11 protein-coding genes are annotated in these 14,918 nt (G+C 67.9%); 3 read left to right on the top strand and 8 right to left on the bottom strand.

Annotated features, from left to right (window positions below; translation table 11 throughout):
• Positions 1–73: 73 nt before the first annotated feature.
• Both ASG64_RS06930 and ASG64_RS06925 read left to right on the top strand, forming a co-directional pair.
• Positions 74–850 carry a hypothetical protein gene (locus ASG64_RS06930; protein ID WP_056071405.1) on the top strand — a complete coding sequence of 259 codons (777 nt, stop codon included), beginning with the start codon at positions 74–76 and terminating at the stop codon, positions 848–850.
• A gap of 228 nt (positions 851–1,078) precedes the next feature.
• Positions 1,079–2,341, top strand: a complete 1,263-nt coding sequence (locus ASG64_RS06925; protein WP_162245367.1) for a glycosyl hydrolase family 28-related protein — start codon at positions 1,079–1,081, stop codon at positions 2,339–2,341.
• On the opposite strand, the gene ASG64_RS06920 is transcribed toward ASG64_RS06925, so the two are convergent.
• From ASG64_RS06920 to ASG64_RS06885, 8 genes are read right to left on the bottom strand one after another with little or no spacing between them, the layout of a single operon-like run.
• Positions 2,342–3,694, bottom strand: coding sequence for a glycosyl hydrolase family 28-related protein (locus ASG64_RS06920; RefSeq protein WP_056071397.1), 1,353 nt, complete (start codon positions 3,692–3,694; stop codon positions 2,342–2,344). It abuts the gene before it with no gap.
• Complete coding sequence (locus ASG64_RS06915; RefSeq protein ID WP_056071394.1) at positions 3,691–5,460, bottom strand: alpha/beta fold hydrolase; 1,770 nt, start codon at positions 5,458–5,460, stop codon at positions 3,691–3,693. The genes ASG64_RS06920 and ASG64_RS06915 overlap by 4 nt, the downstream gene beginning before the upstream one ends.
• Positions 5,457–7,358 carry a Wzz/FepE/Etk N-terminal domain-containing protein gene (locus ASG64_RS06910; protein ID WP_056071391.1) on the bottom strand — a complete coding sequence of 634 codons (1,902 nt, stop codon included), beginning with the start codon at positions 7,356–7,358 and terminating at the stop codon, positions 5,457–5,459. Before ASG64_RS06910 ends, ASG64_RS06915 begins: the two co-directional genes overlap by 4 nt.
• Entirely contained in the window at positions 7,349–8,755 is a 1,407-nt protein-coding gene (locus ASG64_RS06905) for a hypothetical protein (RefSeq protein ID WP_056071389.1), read from the bottom strand. Before ASG64_RS06905 ends, ASG64_RS06910 begins: the two co-directional genes overlap by 10 nt.
• 36 nt (positions 8,756–8,791) lie before the next feature.
• Entirely contained in the window at positions 8,792–9,793 is a 1,002-nt protein-coding gene (locus ASG64_RS06900) for a CgeB family protein (RefSeq protein WP_056071388.1), read from the bottom strand.
• Complete coding sequence (locus ASG64_RS06895; RefSeq protein ID WP_082518346.1) at positions 9,790–11,178, bottom strand: lipopolysaccharide biosynthesis protein; 1,389 nt, start codon at positions 11,176–11,178, stop codon at positions 9,790–9,792. The genes ASG64_RS06900 and ASG64_RS06895 overlap by 4 nt, the downstream gene beginning before the upstream one ends.
• Positions 11,168–12,331, bottom strand: coding sequence for a glycosyltransferase family 4 protein (locus tag ASG64_RS06890; protein ID WP_056071386.1), 1,164 nt, complete (start codon positions 12,329–12,331; stop codon positions 11,168–11,170). Before ASG64_RS06890 ends, ASG64_RS06895 begins: the two co-directional genes overlap by 11 nt.
• On the bottom strand, positions 12,328–13,416 hold the full coding sequence (locus tag ASG64_RS06885; protein WP_056072852.1) for a glycosyltransferase family 4 protein: 1,089 nt from the start codon (positions 13,414–13,416) through the stop codon (positions 12,328–12,330). The genes ASG64_RS06890 and ASG64_RS06885 overlap by 4 nt, the downstream gene beginning before the upstream one ends.
• Before the next feature lie 472 nt (positions 13,417–13,888).
• Here ASG64_RS06885 and ASG64_RS06880 point away from each other — a divergent pair, with 472 nt between their 5' ends.
• On the top strand, positions 13,889–14,890 hold the full coding sequence (locus ASG64_RS06880; protein WP_056071382.1) for an Hsp70 family protein: 1,002 nt from the start codon (positions 13,889–13,891) through the stop codon (positions 14,888–14,890).
• Positions 14,891–14,918: the final 28 nt, after the last annotated feature.

Here is a 14,918-nt window from a genome sequence, read left to right as displayed (position 1 = left end):
TGTGGACGCCGCAACAATCTGCCAGAAGTGTATATCAAGAGTTTTCATACCGCAGGAAGGTTTTGGTACCGAGATGAGCGACTTCCCGACCGGGAGCCCGGCCGAGCAGGATCTGGACGCTTATCGACGCTCGTTCGGGGAGACGACACGCGCCTGGGCGAAGCACACGTTCGAGTGCACGGACTCCGGTTGGCTCGCGTTCAGCGGCATGGCACGACCGGACTACAACCTGGCTCTGGTGCACGGCGGCAATGCCGCTGAACAGGTCGGACAGGTCATCGAGTCGGTGTCCGCGCTCAGGAAGCCGGCGCTGGTGATGCTCGCGGGCGCCGGCCTGTCGGGCGCTCAGACCCTCGCGGACGCGGGGTGGGTCAGCCTGCAGGCCATGCCGTTCATGCACCGACCACTCGGTGGCGCCCGGCCCATCGACGGCGTGCGCGAGATCACAGAGGACGACCTGCCCGCATGCCAGGAGGTCGCCGCTCTCGCCTTCGGAGTCGGCCCGGAACTTGCCGCAGCCGTCTATACCGCCGAGACACTGCATCGACCGGACGCCACGGCCTACGGTCTGTTCGTGGACGACGCCCTGGTGTCGTGCCTGCTGTCGTGCCGCGCCGGGAGCACCGTGACCGGGTGGGCCCTGGCCACGCATCCCGACCACAGACGTGCCGGCTACGCCGCGCGGTTGATCGCGGGCGGCAAGAACCTCGAGGTGGAGCGGAACGGAGACTCGCGGGACCTGTGCCTCGCCTCGCCGGCGGGCGTGCCCCTGTACGCGTCCCTGGACTTCGTCACGGTCGAGTACTGGCAGGTGTGGTCGCGGCCGCGGTGGGTTCTCGGCGCATCCTGACCCCGACCGGCATTTCGTGCATTTTCCTGACTCGACCGCACGAAACAAGATGAGCATCCGGCGAACCGAATCAATGCAAAAGCCTCGGTCGGTCTTTTTCGGTGTGCATTGTCTTCCCGGTCACGCGCATCGGCGCGTCGCGACGTGAACTGCCGTTTCTTTGCTTGTCTGTGTGCAGCGCCGAGCGGGGGCCCGGGAGCGCTGCCAACGATGGTGAAGGGGTCGACCATGAACAACAGAGGTCCGTCGGGTTCCAGACTCGACCGCCGCGCATTGCTGATGGGCGGTCTCGCGGCCGGCGTCGGCACCACCGCGCTCGCGGCCGGCGGATTGTTCGCGACGTCCGACGAGCCCGTCGGCGTGACGTTGGCAGCAGGCGAGACCGACCCTGCCGCTCTTCTGGGGTGGGTCAACGTCAAAGCCGCGCCGTACAACGCGAAGGGCGACAACGCGGCCGACGACACCGCCGCGATCGCCGCGGCGTATACCGCAGCGCAGCAACAGAACCGACCGCTCTACTTCCCGCCGGGCATGTTCCGGGTGCGGACTCTGCCGCAGTTCGCCAACTACGCCACCGTGTTCGGCGCCGGCGCCGACCTGACCACGATCGTGCACACCAGCTCCGGCACCCTGCTCACTCTCAAGGACCGGCAGCGCGTCGCCCTGAAGAACATGGGCATCTTCTCGCAGGACCCGTCGTCTCTGGCGGTCCTGCTCGATCACTGCTTCCGCTGCTCGTTCGACTCGGTCGTCTTCCGCGGCAACCACACGCCGCAGAGCTATCCGCGATTCCTCGGACAGAAAGGCGTGTCGCTGATCAACAACACCGGCGGAACGTCGTTCGTCAATTGCGACTTCAACAATTACGGAACGGCGATGTCCACGACGGCCATTCAGTCGTACATCGCGAACTGCAAGTTCACCACCAACTGGATCGGACTGCTCGGAACGGGCAACAATTTCGCGTCGGGAATGTCCATCGTCAACACGGAATTCGTCTCCGACATCAATGCGAACACGACCACCTCGCACATCATCGTCGACGGCCGGGCCAACGACTGGTGGCTGACCAACGTGTGGTTCGAAGGTGCCGCGTCGGCTCTCGTCATCGGCAAGGCCGGGACGGGAGGGCCGTCGCAGTTCGGCATGGTGAACTGCAAGGTCGCCGCACGAGGAATCTGCCTCGACCTGCAACACTGCCGTCAGCCGTACCTGTCCAACGTCGCGTTCGACGCCGACCAGCAGTCGACGCCTCAGCTGATCCGCATCAACGGCCAGTACGTTCCGGAAGGAACGGCGATCAACCTCATCACCAGCCAGGGAGCGGACTTCCCCGGCAACACCTTCCCCGGCGGGTGGACCGTGCTGGGTCGCGGCAGGCTGACGTCGGCCGGTGGCGGACCCATCGTCAAGTCACCCGACGGCAAGAGTTGGCGCCTGTCCATCAGCAACACCGGTGTGATCAGCGGTCAGAACCTCGGCGTGCTCTGATCACCGGGGCCGATCGGTGCCCAGCGACTCGGTGGTCAGAGCACCGTCGGTGCCCACCACGAGACGCCAGTAGGCATTCGACTCGTCCTTGAGCACCACACCCGCCTCGCGCCTGTCGGACAGCCACGTGCCGTCCGACAGGACCGCGGCGGTCACGGCGTCACCGGAGTCGCGCGCTTGCAGCAGGTCGACGTCGTCCTGCACGGTCCGGGTCACGACGGTGCTGGTGAAGGTGGGCCCGGACATCGTGCCCCGACCGATCACCGTCCACGCATCGGGAAACAGAGCCGGATTCACGTCGTCGTTGATGCCCGAGATCAGGTTCACCGCGGTGCCGGTGGGGCAGTGTTCGGCGTCGATCACCAGTTCGGCGGGACGGCTGTCCGGATCCGGATCGAAGATGATGTTCGCCAGATACGGCTGGCGACAGTAGAGCAGCTCGATGCACGTCGTCCGAGCAGAGATCTTGCAGTTCACCATGCCGAACTGCGACGGCCCACCGGTGTCGCGTGAGCCGACGGTCAGCGCGACCTCGGACCCCTCGAACCAGACGTTGGTGAACCACCAGTCGTTGGCCGGGCCGTCGACGATCACGTGGCGATCGGTCGTCGACGGGTTGTTGTCGGACACGAACTCGACGTTGGTGAACGCCATGCCGGCGTTGAAGTCGCCGCCGGTGCCCAGCACGCCGACGCGGTTGCTGGTGAACTTCGACGCCGTCACGTAGTTCTGGATGCACTCCGACGTCAGGCCGACACCGTGATTGTTGATGTCGCAGTTGACGAATGTCGTGCCGCCCGTGTTGTCGGTCAACACGACACCGCGCTGTTCCGCGTACTGCGGGAAGTTCGACGACGAGTGGTTGCCCCGGATGGTGACCGCGTCGAACGAGCACCGGAAGCACGCGGAGAGCGAGATGCAGGTCGACGTGGCACCGGTGGTGAAGAACCCCATCCGGCGGAAGTTGACCCGCTGGCGACCCCGCAGGTCGATCAACGTGCCGTTCTGCTCGTACAGGATGGTCGTGACGTCGGCGCCGTCCCCGAAGACGGTGGCGTAGTCGGCCATCGCCGGCCACGCCGTCACGCGGTAGGTGCCGCCGGGGAAGTAGATCGCGGACGCCTGCGTGACGCCCTCGAAGGCCCGCGCCAGCGCGTCGGTGTCGTCGGTGGTGCCGTCACCGGTCGCACCGAAGTCCCGGACGTTGCGTGCCGCCGGGGTGTCGGTGACGTTGGGCGACTGGAACTGGGTAGCCGACGCGTCGTCACGCGAACACGCAACGGCGAGAGGGACGGTGGCTGCCACCAGAGCGCCGGTGAGCAGCCTCCGACGACCGAAGGACTCCGAGTTCACGTGGTCACGTCGCGTTTCTCCGTCGTGCGTTCGAGGACGGTCGAGATGATCGTGCGCCGCATGTCCACGTGGTACGCGGAGTGGTCACCGACGGGTGCCGGCACGATCTCGGGAACCGAGTGGAAGCGCCGCTCGATGCGGTCCATGCCTTCCGGTCCACGCTGATCGACGAACCAGCGGTGATCCGCCGGAGCCAGGATCACGGTGGACGTCACGCCGCTACCGGCGAGGGAGCGAAGGATGACCTCGGGAACCTGGGTGACTCCGCGGACGCCGAGCTGGCGCCACGCCCGATACGGCAGGTGCGTCTGCAGAGCGTTCTTCACACGTGCACGCGGCGTCTTCTGCCACGCCGGATCGGACCGGGGGATGCCCAGGTCGGCGGGGTCGATCTCGCCCTGAGTGGACTTCTTCCGCTTCCAACTCCACGCGATGGCGTTCACCATCACGGCGCCGCCCGCACCGATCTCGGTCGCGGCGTGAGCTGCGTTCCAGGACCCCGAGCAGATGCCGGCGAGGACTACGCGACGCGGATCCTCGTGCGCTGCACGGGCGGCCGCGACCACGTCGTCGGCGCTCTCCGCCGAGTAGATGGGGGTGTGCTCGTCGGCGCGGACTGTTTCCGACTCGCCTGTTCCGCGTCGATCGAAACGCAGCGCCGACGTGCCGGCGCGAGCTGCCTCACGGGCCAGTTCGACCCACAGACGGGCCGGACCCGTCCTGGTGTCGTTGGCGGTCGCGCAGAACACGAGGGTCCGGGCAGAGGGGTCCACCTCGGCCGGTGTCGAGCGGATGCCGAACAGGCCGTGGGCGCCGACGCTCTCGATGTGTTCGGTGAAGACGGTGCCGTCGACTGCCTCGTGCGTGACGCTGGTGACCGGCTCGAACGACACGGGAACCGCGACGTCGCCCCGGTGCGCGTCCTCGACGATGTCGACGATCTCGCGGACTGCTCGCGCGGGAATCGGCACGAGAAAGCTTTCCGGAGTGACGAATTCGGTCATCGGGCCGACGTCGCGAACCACGCCTCCGGAACGCTGGACGGCCTTGTCGAGCCGCGGCGAGGAGTAGCCGTCGCGCAGGGCGAACACCCAGTTCGACACCGACGACGACGACGCGGAGATCTCCATGGCGGACAGGGCGGCCGCAGCCTCCGCCGACAGGGAATGGCCGATGGTGTGCAGATCGGTGTCGTCCGGAGTCGACGCGTCGGTAGGCGTATCCGACCCGACTCCGAGGCGGTACAGCGCCTGCTGCTCGCGCAGGTACGCGCGTCCCCGAGGAACCGGATCCCACAGCACTGCCGTGTGGAGCGGTCCGACCGAGTCGGCGGCGCGGTCGAGCAGCAGCGCGCCGGATCGCAGGCCCACCGCGGACACGGTCTCGCACCCGAGGGAGCGCACCAGGGCCACCGCGTCCCCGATGCTGGCCAACCACCCATCCACCGCGGCCGGGTCGTTCTGCTCACCGCCGGAATCGCCGACGCCGAAGTAGTCGAATCGGAGCACCGCGAAACCGGCCGCGGACAACTCCTGAGCCAGCAGCTTGAGGCCGCGGTAGGTGTCGACGTGCTCCTTGCCCATCGAGGAGCACAGCACGACACCGGCCTTGGCCTGGCCGCCCTCCGGAATGTGAACGACGCCGAACAAGCGTCGGCCACCCGATCCGAACCAGGTCGGCGATGTCGACATGGGCGTGCGTTCCTCTCGGGATGCCGAGCCGATCGGGCTCGGGGCGGTGACGGGTCGGACTGCCTCGATCGTCATTTCGTGACTCGAATCGTTCGACGTCCCGCCGACGAGCGGGGACGCAGCGTCCGCGTCGCCTTCGTGACGGTGGTCTTGTCGGACTGCTCCGGTGCGGCTGCCTCCGAGTCGTCGGAGTCGTCGGAACTCTCGGCATCGTCGTCCGTGTCGTTCTCGGATACCTCCGTGGCGGGCACGTCGTCCTCGGTCGGCTCGTCGATATCCGACTGCGTGGCAACGGTATCCGCGACCTCGGGCTCGACGGCCGTCGTGTCGGGCTCGCTCGTCGGGGCGGGCTCCGGTGCGACGACATGGATCCGGTCCGTCTCGGCGTCGGCCGGTGACTGGACCACGTCGTAACGCTCGTCGGGCCGACCGGTCGGCCGCACGTACCGGTCCGCACGCGGTGCGGGCTGAACGGTGTCCCAGCGGTCGCCGTACGCGTCGCCGCGTCCGTGGCCGTACTCGTCGTCGTGCCGGCGATCGCTCTGCTGGTAGTCCATCTGCGGACGCGGTGCCGGTTCGTAGGAGCGCGACGGGCCGGCAGGCCGACTGGTGGTCGGCTCGTCCTGCACGTCGGATGCGGCAGCAGCCTTCGGAGCCGGTGCCTGCACCAGGTCGTCCTTGGACTCGGAGCGACCCAGCAAGGACAGCGGCCAGCGGCGGGTCGAGACGTGGGGGACCAGAACGGTCCCCGCGACGGAGACGCCGATCGAGTCGAGCTCGGTGAGGAACGCCCGCAGCTGTGCCGCGGTGGTGGTGCCGACCTCGACCGTGACGATGACGTAGTCGACGTGCACGGCGATGGCGAGCGCATCCGTGGCGTCCGCGACCGAGGTCGCGTCGATCACCACGTAGTCACGATCGGACGTCAGGGACTGCACGATCGTGCCGAAGCGAGGGGAGGCCAGGAACATCGTCGTCCGGTCGTCGCCGACGCCCATGGGGAGGATGCTCAGGTCCTCGACCTGACTCGGCCGCGTGAGGTCGGTCGCGGAGCGCTTCGGTGACCGCGCGAGATCGGCGAGCCCCTCGGCGTTCGACATGCGGGACGAGATACCGGTGCCGTCGGTGCAGGCGTCGACGACGAGCGTCGGGCGGCCGAGGCCGCTGAGCGCACGTGCCAGAGCGAGGACCGTGTCCGATCCACCGGCGGGCGAGACGCCGATGACGGCGATCGAATGGGGAGTGGTGCGACCCACGCCGGCGTCGAGGCGCAGCGCTGCGCGTCGGGCGTCGGCCGTGCGCGTGGCGGCCTTGACGTCACCCAGGAACGGCTTGTCCGCCACGGCGGGAACCTGACCGGTGGTGCGGATTCGCTTGTCGAAGCGATCGCGGACGTACGCCGCGGCACAGCCGAGCATCATGCCGGCGATGGCACCGAGCGCGAGGGTGCGCATCGGGGCGGGTCCACCGACAGCGGCGGGTGTGGTCGCCGGGTCGACGACGGTCACCTTTGCTGCCGGGGCGGCACCGATCTCGGTGGTCTCGATCTCGTTGACCAGGTCGCGGAACTCGACGACGACAGCGTCGTTGATCGCCCGCGCGCCGTCCGGCGTCGAGTCGGACACCGAGATGCCGATCAGCACGGTGGCCGGGGCGAAGGAAGTGGTCACCGTCGACGCGAGAGCGGCCGGGGTGGTGTCGAGCTGCAGGTCGGAGATGACCCCCGCCATGACGCGCTCACTGGTCACCAGGTTGACGTAGGACGTCACACGCTGCTGCGCCGCCATGTTGCCCTGGTAGGCGTCCGACACCGAGGTGCCCGTCGCCATCGAGACGTAGAGACGGCTCGACGAGGTGTAGGAGTAGCTCAGCGTCGACGTGTACGCCGCTGCCGCAACCGTTCCCAACACGACGAAGGCCAGGATGGTCATCCACCTGCGTCGTGCGATGTTCACGTAATCGATCAAACCCATGATGCTGATCCTTTGCTCGAAGAGCGGTCGAGTGCAGAAATGTCGTCGGGCACGTAGGTGGTCGGAGGGGGTGTCTCCGCACACTGACGTGAGTACTCGCCGACGAGAAGCGTCACTATCCACACGAGAATTGCCAATTGCAGTGACTTACCGATGGATTCGGTGGTGCCCAGGATCCCGCGCTCGAAGAGCACCGGGTACTCGATGAGCGTCAACCCGAGGACGACGAAGATGAAGTTCTTCGCCACGATCCATCGAACAGCGACCAACACCATGACGAAGGTGAACGTCATGGTCACGGCCACACCGGCGAAACCGCCGAAGACGTAGCCCTCGCTGATGTTTCCTTCGGCGAGGGAGACGGACACGTTGCGCATGTCCACCGACGAACCGCGGACCTGGTTGGCCCACGCGGTGCCGGACTGGAACTTCTCGGATCCGAGAAGCTGCGACGGGATGAAGTTCAGCAGAGCATTCTTCACCACGTCCGCGTGCGAGATCCATTGCCGGCCCTGCATGTAGTAGGCATCCGTCGCGGCTTCCAACAGATCGAAGCGACGCAGGATGGGCAGGAACGGTTGCACGACAGGGGGATAGCTGGCCTCGGCGGCCGCGGAGATCGCGCGAGCCTCGGGATCGACCTTCAACGACTGCAGGAGGCCGAAGGCTCCGATCGCCCCCACGGAGATTCCGAGGACACCGACGACGGTCGCGCGGGTCCAGCCGATCAAGGCGAAGCGCACGGCGACGGCCAGAGCCGCACCGAGGACCGGCGTCTTGGACTCGACGATGACGGTCCACACCAGCTCCATGCCCATCAGGCCGAGCAGCAGGGCGGTCGTCTGCCACAGCTTCTCCGGCCGCGCGAACACGATCAGACCGAGCGCGCCCACCGTGGCCATCGTCGCGGCGAAGTCGAGAAGCGGGTTGGAGCTCGAGACCTCGCCGGCCGACCCGGTGTTACCGGTCGCGAAGGAGACGAAGCGTCCGCCGAGGCCGAGCACGTAGATGGTGCCGAGGCTGCGGAAGAAGTTCGGATCCGACACCGCAGCGCCGATCGTCTGGCGTTCCTGCGGTCCCTTTCGCCACCGCCGGAAGAGCACGTACGCGACGACGAGAGCGACGTAGAACCACAACCCGAACACGACCGGCTTCAGAACCTCGGCGATGCCGATGTCGTACCCGATGGTGGCCAGGCGCGGATCGGCGAGGCTGTCCGCGAACTGGGGTGCCGGCAGAGTCCACAGCAGCACGACGGGACGCGCCACGTAGCTCAGGGACCAGTAGGCGGCCTGAGCCAGAATGAACACCTTGGCGATGCCCGGGACGAAGAGCGCCGACACGACGAGGGCGACGATGGCCGCAGCCGTCAGCGCGACGCCGGTCACGGCGGTCATCGTGCACCGCCGAGAGCACGGGTCACGGAACCGATGTCACACCGCATCGATCATCTCCCGTGCTCGGTCCACGTACGCGTGGTGGTCACCGACGATCCGCAGCCGACCGCGTTCCGCCATGTCCCTTGCTGCATCGGGTTCGGTGCGGCACCACGTCAGGATGTCATCGAGTTCCTCCGAACTCGAGAAAAGTCGGCATTCCCGTCCGTCCTCGAGGAGCGACATGTGCTCGTCGGTGCGCTCGCCGACGAACAATCCGCCGGCCGCGGGCACCTCGAAGGTGCGGCAGGTGTGCGTGTCGCGGTTGTCGGAGTTGAGCAGCACCAGGTTGGCCAGCACGGCCGACACCGCCACCGAGAATCCCTCGCCGTACACGGGACCCCCGATGTGAGCCGACGTCGTCCGCAGGGCGGACACCCTTCGCCATCCCGGTCCCTGGACCGTCATCGCCGACCCGTGCTTGCGAGCGAGCTCCACCATCGAGTCGCGACGGTCGGGGCGGCAGGCACCGATGAAGCCGACGAGGTACTCGGCCGGATCCCGACGGGCGGTCGGACGGTGCCAGGCCGGGTCGTACGCACTGTGGACGAACAGCGTGGACTTCGCTCCGCGCGACTCCAGCTCGGGCACGTTGTGCTGCTTGGTCGTGACGACGAGGTCCCAGTCCGCCTCGCGGCGCAGGTATTCCGGCGTGGTGTTGTAGGGGTTGGACACGTCGTCCGGGCTGTAGTGCACGTGCAGACCCGCCGGCAGAGCCAGCAGTCGGTCCTGGTCGAGGTGCACGGTGCGGAACGCGAACAGCATGTCCGGGCGGAACTGCGCTGCGGCCGCCTCGATCCGGCGGTGCAGAGCTTCGAGCACCCACGGGGCACGGCCGCGGCCGAGCTTGCTGTACACCCACGGCGGCGACAACCGTGTCGGCAGCGCGACAGGTGTCGTGTCGACGACGAGCACGGTGTGGCCCGCTTCGCGGAACCCGTCCGCCATGGACCGGGCGTTGCTGCCGATCCAGTCGTCTCCGAGGAAGAGGATCTTCATCGTCGGACCTCCTTGCCGCGAGTGCGGGCGGCGAACGGGACGGTAGGTGCGTCGGCGTCGACGACGTACAGGGGTGTGGTGGGGGCGTCGGCCTCGAGACGCAGCGCGTCGTCGGCACGTCGGTGCAGCATGCGCACGCGCAGCAGGTACCACGCGGCGACAGCGACCTCGCAGGTCAGAGTTCCGTACACCAGTGCCCACACGGACCCGGTGGACAGCGCGGTGGCCAGAGCCCCTGCGGCGAACACGGTGCCGATGACGGCGCCGATCAGCACGCCCTTGGTGTCCTGGCGGACCGGCAGGATCGCGGTGGTCACGAACGAGGTGATGGCGGTGAACGGAAGGATGAACACCTGCACCCGCATGATGGAGACGGCGGAGGTGAACTCGTCGCCGAACACCAGCGAGATCAGCAGCGGGGCGCTGATCCACAGACCGACGGTGGCCACGACGGCCACACCCACGCAGGCGGCGAGTCCGCGCAGTGCGTTCTGCCAGAACTGGTCCTCGCGGCCCCGCGCCAGTCGCGGCAGCAGGCCGTAACCGATGGCGTCGAGCAACGACTGGAACGCGCGGACCAGTCGGTCGCTGGCCGAGAAGATGCCGAGCGATGCCGCGGACAGAGCCACGGAGTAGAAGGTCGCCGCACCCTGGCCGTAGCTGGTGATCAGCAACCGCGAGGTCAGGACGGGCACGCCGAGGCGCACCATCGTGGTGACGTCCTTCGGCCGGCTCGGTCGACCGAACTCCCGGATGGTCAGTCGCCACGTCAGGGCGACGGGGACGATCGAGGACGCCAGCAGGCAGAGCATCGCCACGGCGGCGCTGGGGAACATCGGGAGCAGTGTCACCAGCAGGACGAGGTACAGGATGCGGGCGACGCCCTGGTAGACGACGCCGATACCGAACCGTGCTTGGGCAACGAGCACCCAGTCGTCACCGAAGGACGCGAAGCCGCCGGCGAAGAGGCCGAGCAGGATCATGTGCAGGTGCACGTGCGCACCCAGGGTGAGGCTGGCCAGCAGCCCGGTGCCCATCACGGCGAGCACGGTGGCGCGCAGCGCGAGGTAGTTCCCGCGCAGCTGGTTGAGGTTCTCGTCGTTCGCCATCGCCGCGAGGAACGTGGTGATGCCGAAGTCGACCAGCAGCGAGCCGATGAAGTACGCCGACATCGCGATCGCGAGCAGACCCAGTCCCTCGGTGCCCAGGATGCGGGCCGTGAGCGGCAACGTCACGATGGTGACCAGGTACTGGCCGTACTTGCCGAAGCTGACGAAGGCGATGTCGCGAACGGCGGAGAGCTTGTGCAGCGAGCCGGGACGGTTGTTCGGAGACTCGGTGGGGGGACCGCCCCGCACGCCGCCTCGGGTGAGTTCACCGACCATGGTGAGCACCCACCGTCACGCTGTCGAGCACACGCTCGAGGAAGTCCTCGACCGTGCGGGCCGACTCCTCGATGTCGAAGTGTGCTGCACGAGCCGGGGCGGCCGCGGACAAACGCGTCCGCAGGTCACGGTCGGCGACGACGCGATCGAGCATGGCGGTGAGCGCCTCACGGTCGCCGGAATCGACCAGCATGCCGTTGACGCCGTGCTCGACGATTTCCGCAGGTCCGCCCGGCCGTGACGCGACGACGGCGCACCCGGCCAGCATGCCCTCGACGACGACCTGGCCGAACGGCTCGGCCGTCAAGGTGCAGTGCACCAGCACGTCGGACATCCGCATGTAGTCCCGCGGATCGTCGACGTGGCCGGTGAAGGTGACGGGGAGATCGAGGGCGGCGGCCATGGCCTCGAGCTCGGCGCGGTAAGGCTCCTCGCCGAAGAAGGTGCCGCCGACGAGGAAGACGTGCGCCGGGCGGGTGGTCATCGCGGCGATCGCCTCGAGGAAGAGGACGTGTCCCTTCCACGGGGTGAGGCGGGCGACGAGGCACAGCACGGTGTCCTCGGGAGCGGACTGCTCGGGGCGGGCGCCCGTCGGGCGGTCCGCCGACCCGTCGACACCGGGGTAGGCGACCACGGCCGGCCGACGCCAAGTGGGGAGCGACTTCAGTGTCGACGTGCTGTTGGCGATGAACCCGCGGCAGGCGGTCCAGCCCAGGACGTGGAGGACGGCGGTGAACAGCGCGCCGAAGTACTCGCGCGATATCCGGTCGTGGGAGTGCCACACCAGGGGCACCCGGGCACGCCGCGAGGCGATGGTTCCCATGAGCAGCGCCTTGGACGACTCGGCGATGACGACATCGGCACCCGACTCGCGGACGACGGCGCCGACGGCCCAGCCGAGGCGGATCAGCCCGGTCAGCCCGCCGATCATGCGGCGGATCGACATTCCCTCGATCTTCACGGAGCGACTGTCGAACGCACCGTCCACGACGACCACGTCGGTGCCGTCGGCACGCAGCTTGTCGACCATCGGGCCCGACTCGGTGAAGACGACAGTGACGTCGGTCTTGTCCATGGCACGGACCAGGCGGTGCAGGGCGATCTCCGCACCGGACGGTGCCGCGGTGTGTGCGAGGAACAGTGCGCGGGTCATCGCTGGACCAGCTCTCGGTAGAGGTCGACATGCTGACGCGCCGACGATTCCCAGGAGAACGTCTCGGCGTGCGCTCGGCAGGCCGCGGCGCTGGGGACCTCGCCGCTCAGGGCGGTGGACAGGCGGTGGGCGAGTGCGTCGACGTCGCCGGCCGGGACGACCAGGGTGGGGTCCAGACCCGCGACGGCGTCGGGCAACCCGCCGCAGTCGGTGACGATCGGTGCACGTCCGCTGGCGCAGGACTCGAGCGCGATCAGTCCGAAGCCTTCGAGGCTCAGGGTGGGAACGACCGACACGGTGGCCTCGGCGTACAGCGCGGACAGACGCTCGTCGCTGGTGCGTCCGGCGAAGTCGATGGAGTCCGCGGCGGGGGAGTCGGCCGCGAGGCGTCGCAGGGCCGCTTCTTCGGTACCGGTGCCGACGACGACGAGTCGTGCGTCCGGGTGCTCGGCGACGACGGACGGCCAGGCGGCGATCAGACGGTCGATACCCATCCGTCGCTCGAGGCGACGGACGCAGAGGACGGTGGGTCGAGCGATGCTCGGTGCCGGCGTGACGGTGAAGCGGCCGAGGTCGACACCCGGCGGGATGACGGTGATCGCGGACGGATCGACGGCGTAGTCCTCGGTGAGGATCCGGGCCGAGTGTCCGGAGAGAACGATGAAGCGGCGCACGTCGAGGAATCGGAGGCGCTCGACCCAGTACTTGGCGCGGACGACCATGTCGCTCTGCCCCGACATCGCGCTCTCGGCGGCCCACGGGCCGTGGAAGTGCGCCACGGACGGATGGGCGCCGCGCAGACCCAGAGTCGGACGGCCGAAGAGGCTGAAGTGGCGGTCGATGAGAGTGGACTTCGGCAGGCCGCGGTCGGCGGACAGCGACGACCAGACGCGGGAGAGGGTCGACCCGGCCGTCGGTCCCCAGGACGACGCGCGGGGATCGGAGCCGGCGGTGCCCAGGTCCGAGTCGCCGAAGGCGGAGGCGGATGCCTCGACGCCGTCGAGCTCGGTCAGTGCGAGGAAGAGATCGGTGAAATAACGGTTCAGGCCGCCCGGGGTATCGGCGAACCATTCGGCGCCGGTCATGTGAACCTGCACCGTGGCCGTCAGGTCACGAGTGGCGGGTGCGGAGATCATCGGGGTCGACAGCCTTTCGTCTCGGTCCGGTGGACGACGACGCGCTCACTGCGACGGGTTGTGACACCGAACCAAAGTTCTGGATCGGAGCGCCCGGTGCGCCGTGTGTGCGTCGACGAAGCTCGGCCGTGCGCATCGGCCCCGCTCGATACGCTGCTCGGGTCGGAATTTCTGCGATCGATGTACCACCGACAGTCGCCCTGGGGCCCTACCTGGCAGTAATGTGTGCCCGGTCGCATCTGTGACCGGTATCGATCTCGCAGTTCCGTATTTCATCGTTTAACATACCGGAAGATTCTTTTGGACGCCATACGACCGAAGTCGTTCGGTTATGCCGTCCGAAGCAGGCGAGACGCGAACAAGGCTGTGACATGTGACAACGCAGATCGACCGACCACCACAGGGAAGGGAGCATCGAGGGATGACCGCCACCGACGCTGTGACATCGGTCTCCCCGGATGTGGTCGATACGGGCGTTTTGTCCGACTATTCGTTGGTTCTGCTGTACGACTTGGGCCGTCACGGCGCCACCGTGAGCCTCGTGGACGTCGACGAGATGGCTGTGATCGACAGCTCGACGTCCTCGGTGGTCGGCGGAGACGTCTTCGACCACATAGTGCTCGATCACATAGTCGACAAGGGCATTCTGGAACGGCCCGCCGAGGGTTCCGACGACACCGACGTCATGGTCTTCTGCCGTCGCGTCAAGGAGTCGCTGTCGTCCGCGACCGTGGCGCGCACACCCGGCGGCGGCGCGACCCTCATCACTCGGGACGAATTCGAGACGGCCGTCCGACCGTTGCTCGACGGCTCCCTGGATGCCGCGGCGTCACTCCTGGACGGCGAGCGCGACCTCGATGCCGTCGTCCTGATCGGTGGCGGAGCCGTCATTCCCGTCCTGTCGATCGCCGCCGCGGAGAAGTTCGGCGTGCCCGTCCTCACCGCGACGGATCCGAAGAAGCCGCGCGAGTCCCCTGTCGCTCCGCCGCCGGATCCTGTCGACGAGCCCGTGTATCCCTCCGAGGACGTCCGCCGGGAGTACTACGACGACGGACCCGTCGACCCTGTGCACGACAATCCGGTGCACGTCGATCCAGTGCAGATCGACCCGGTGCGCGTCGATGTCGTCTCGGTGGGCGGTGACCCGGTGCCCGACCCGCGGCGCAGTCGTGTCCCCGTCGCGATCGTCATCGCGGTGTCGTGCGCCATCATGGCGGGCGCGGCGGCGTGGACCTTCACGTCCATGCCGGCGCCCATGGACCCGGCACCGGCGAGCTCGTCGAGCGTCGTGCCGACCGCGACGCCAGCGCCCGTCGGGTCACGCGGGATTCCGCGTCCGTCGACGGTGACCACCACGGTTGATCCGTTCGCCGACGAGACCGACACCGGGGACGGTTCGTTCTCGAGCGACGACGGGTTCTGAACGGACGTCGCGCCGCTACTGTCGTCAG

The organism is Rhodococcus sp. Leaf247, assembly GCF_001426185.1.
Classification (GTDB): domain Bacteria; phylum Actinomycetota; class Actinomycetes; order Mycobacteriales; family Mycobacteriaceae; genus Rhodococcoides.
The sequence above is the reverse complement of the archived record's forward strand: the minus strand, read 5'-3'. Positions and strand labels throughout refer to the sequence as shown.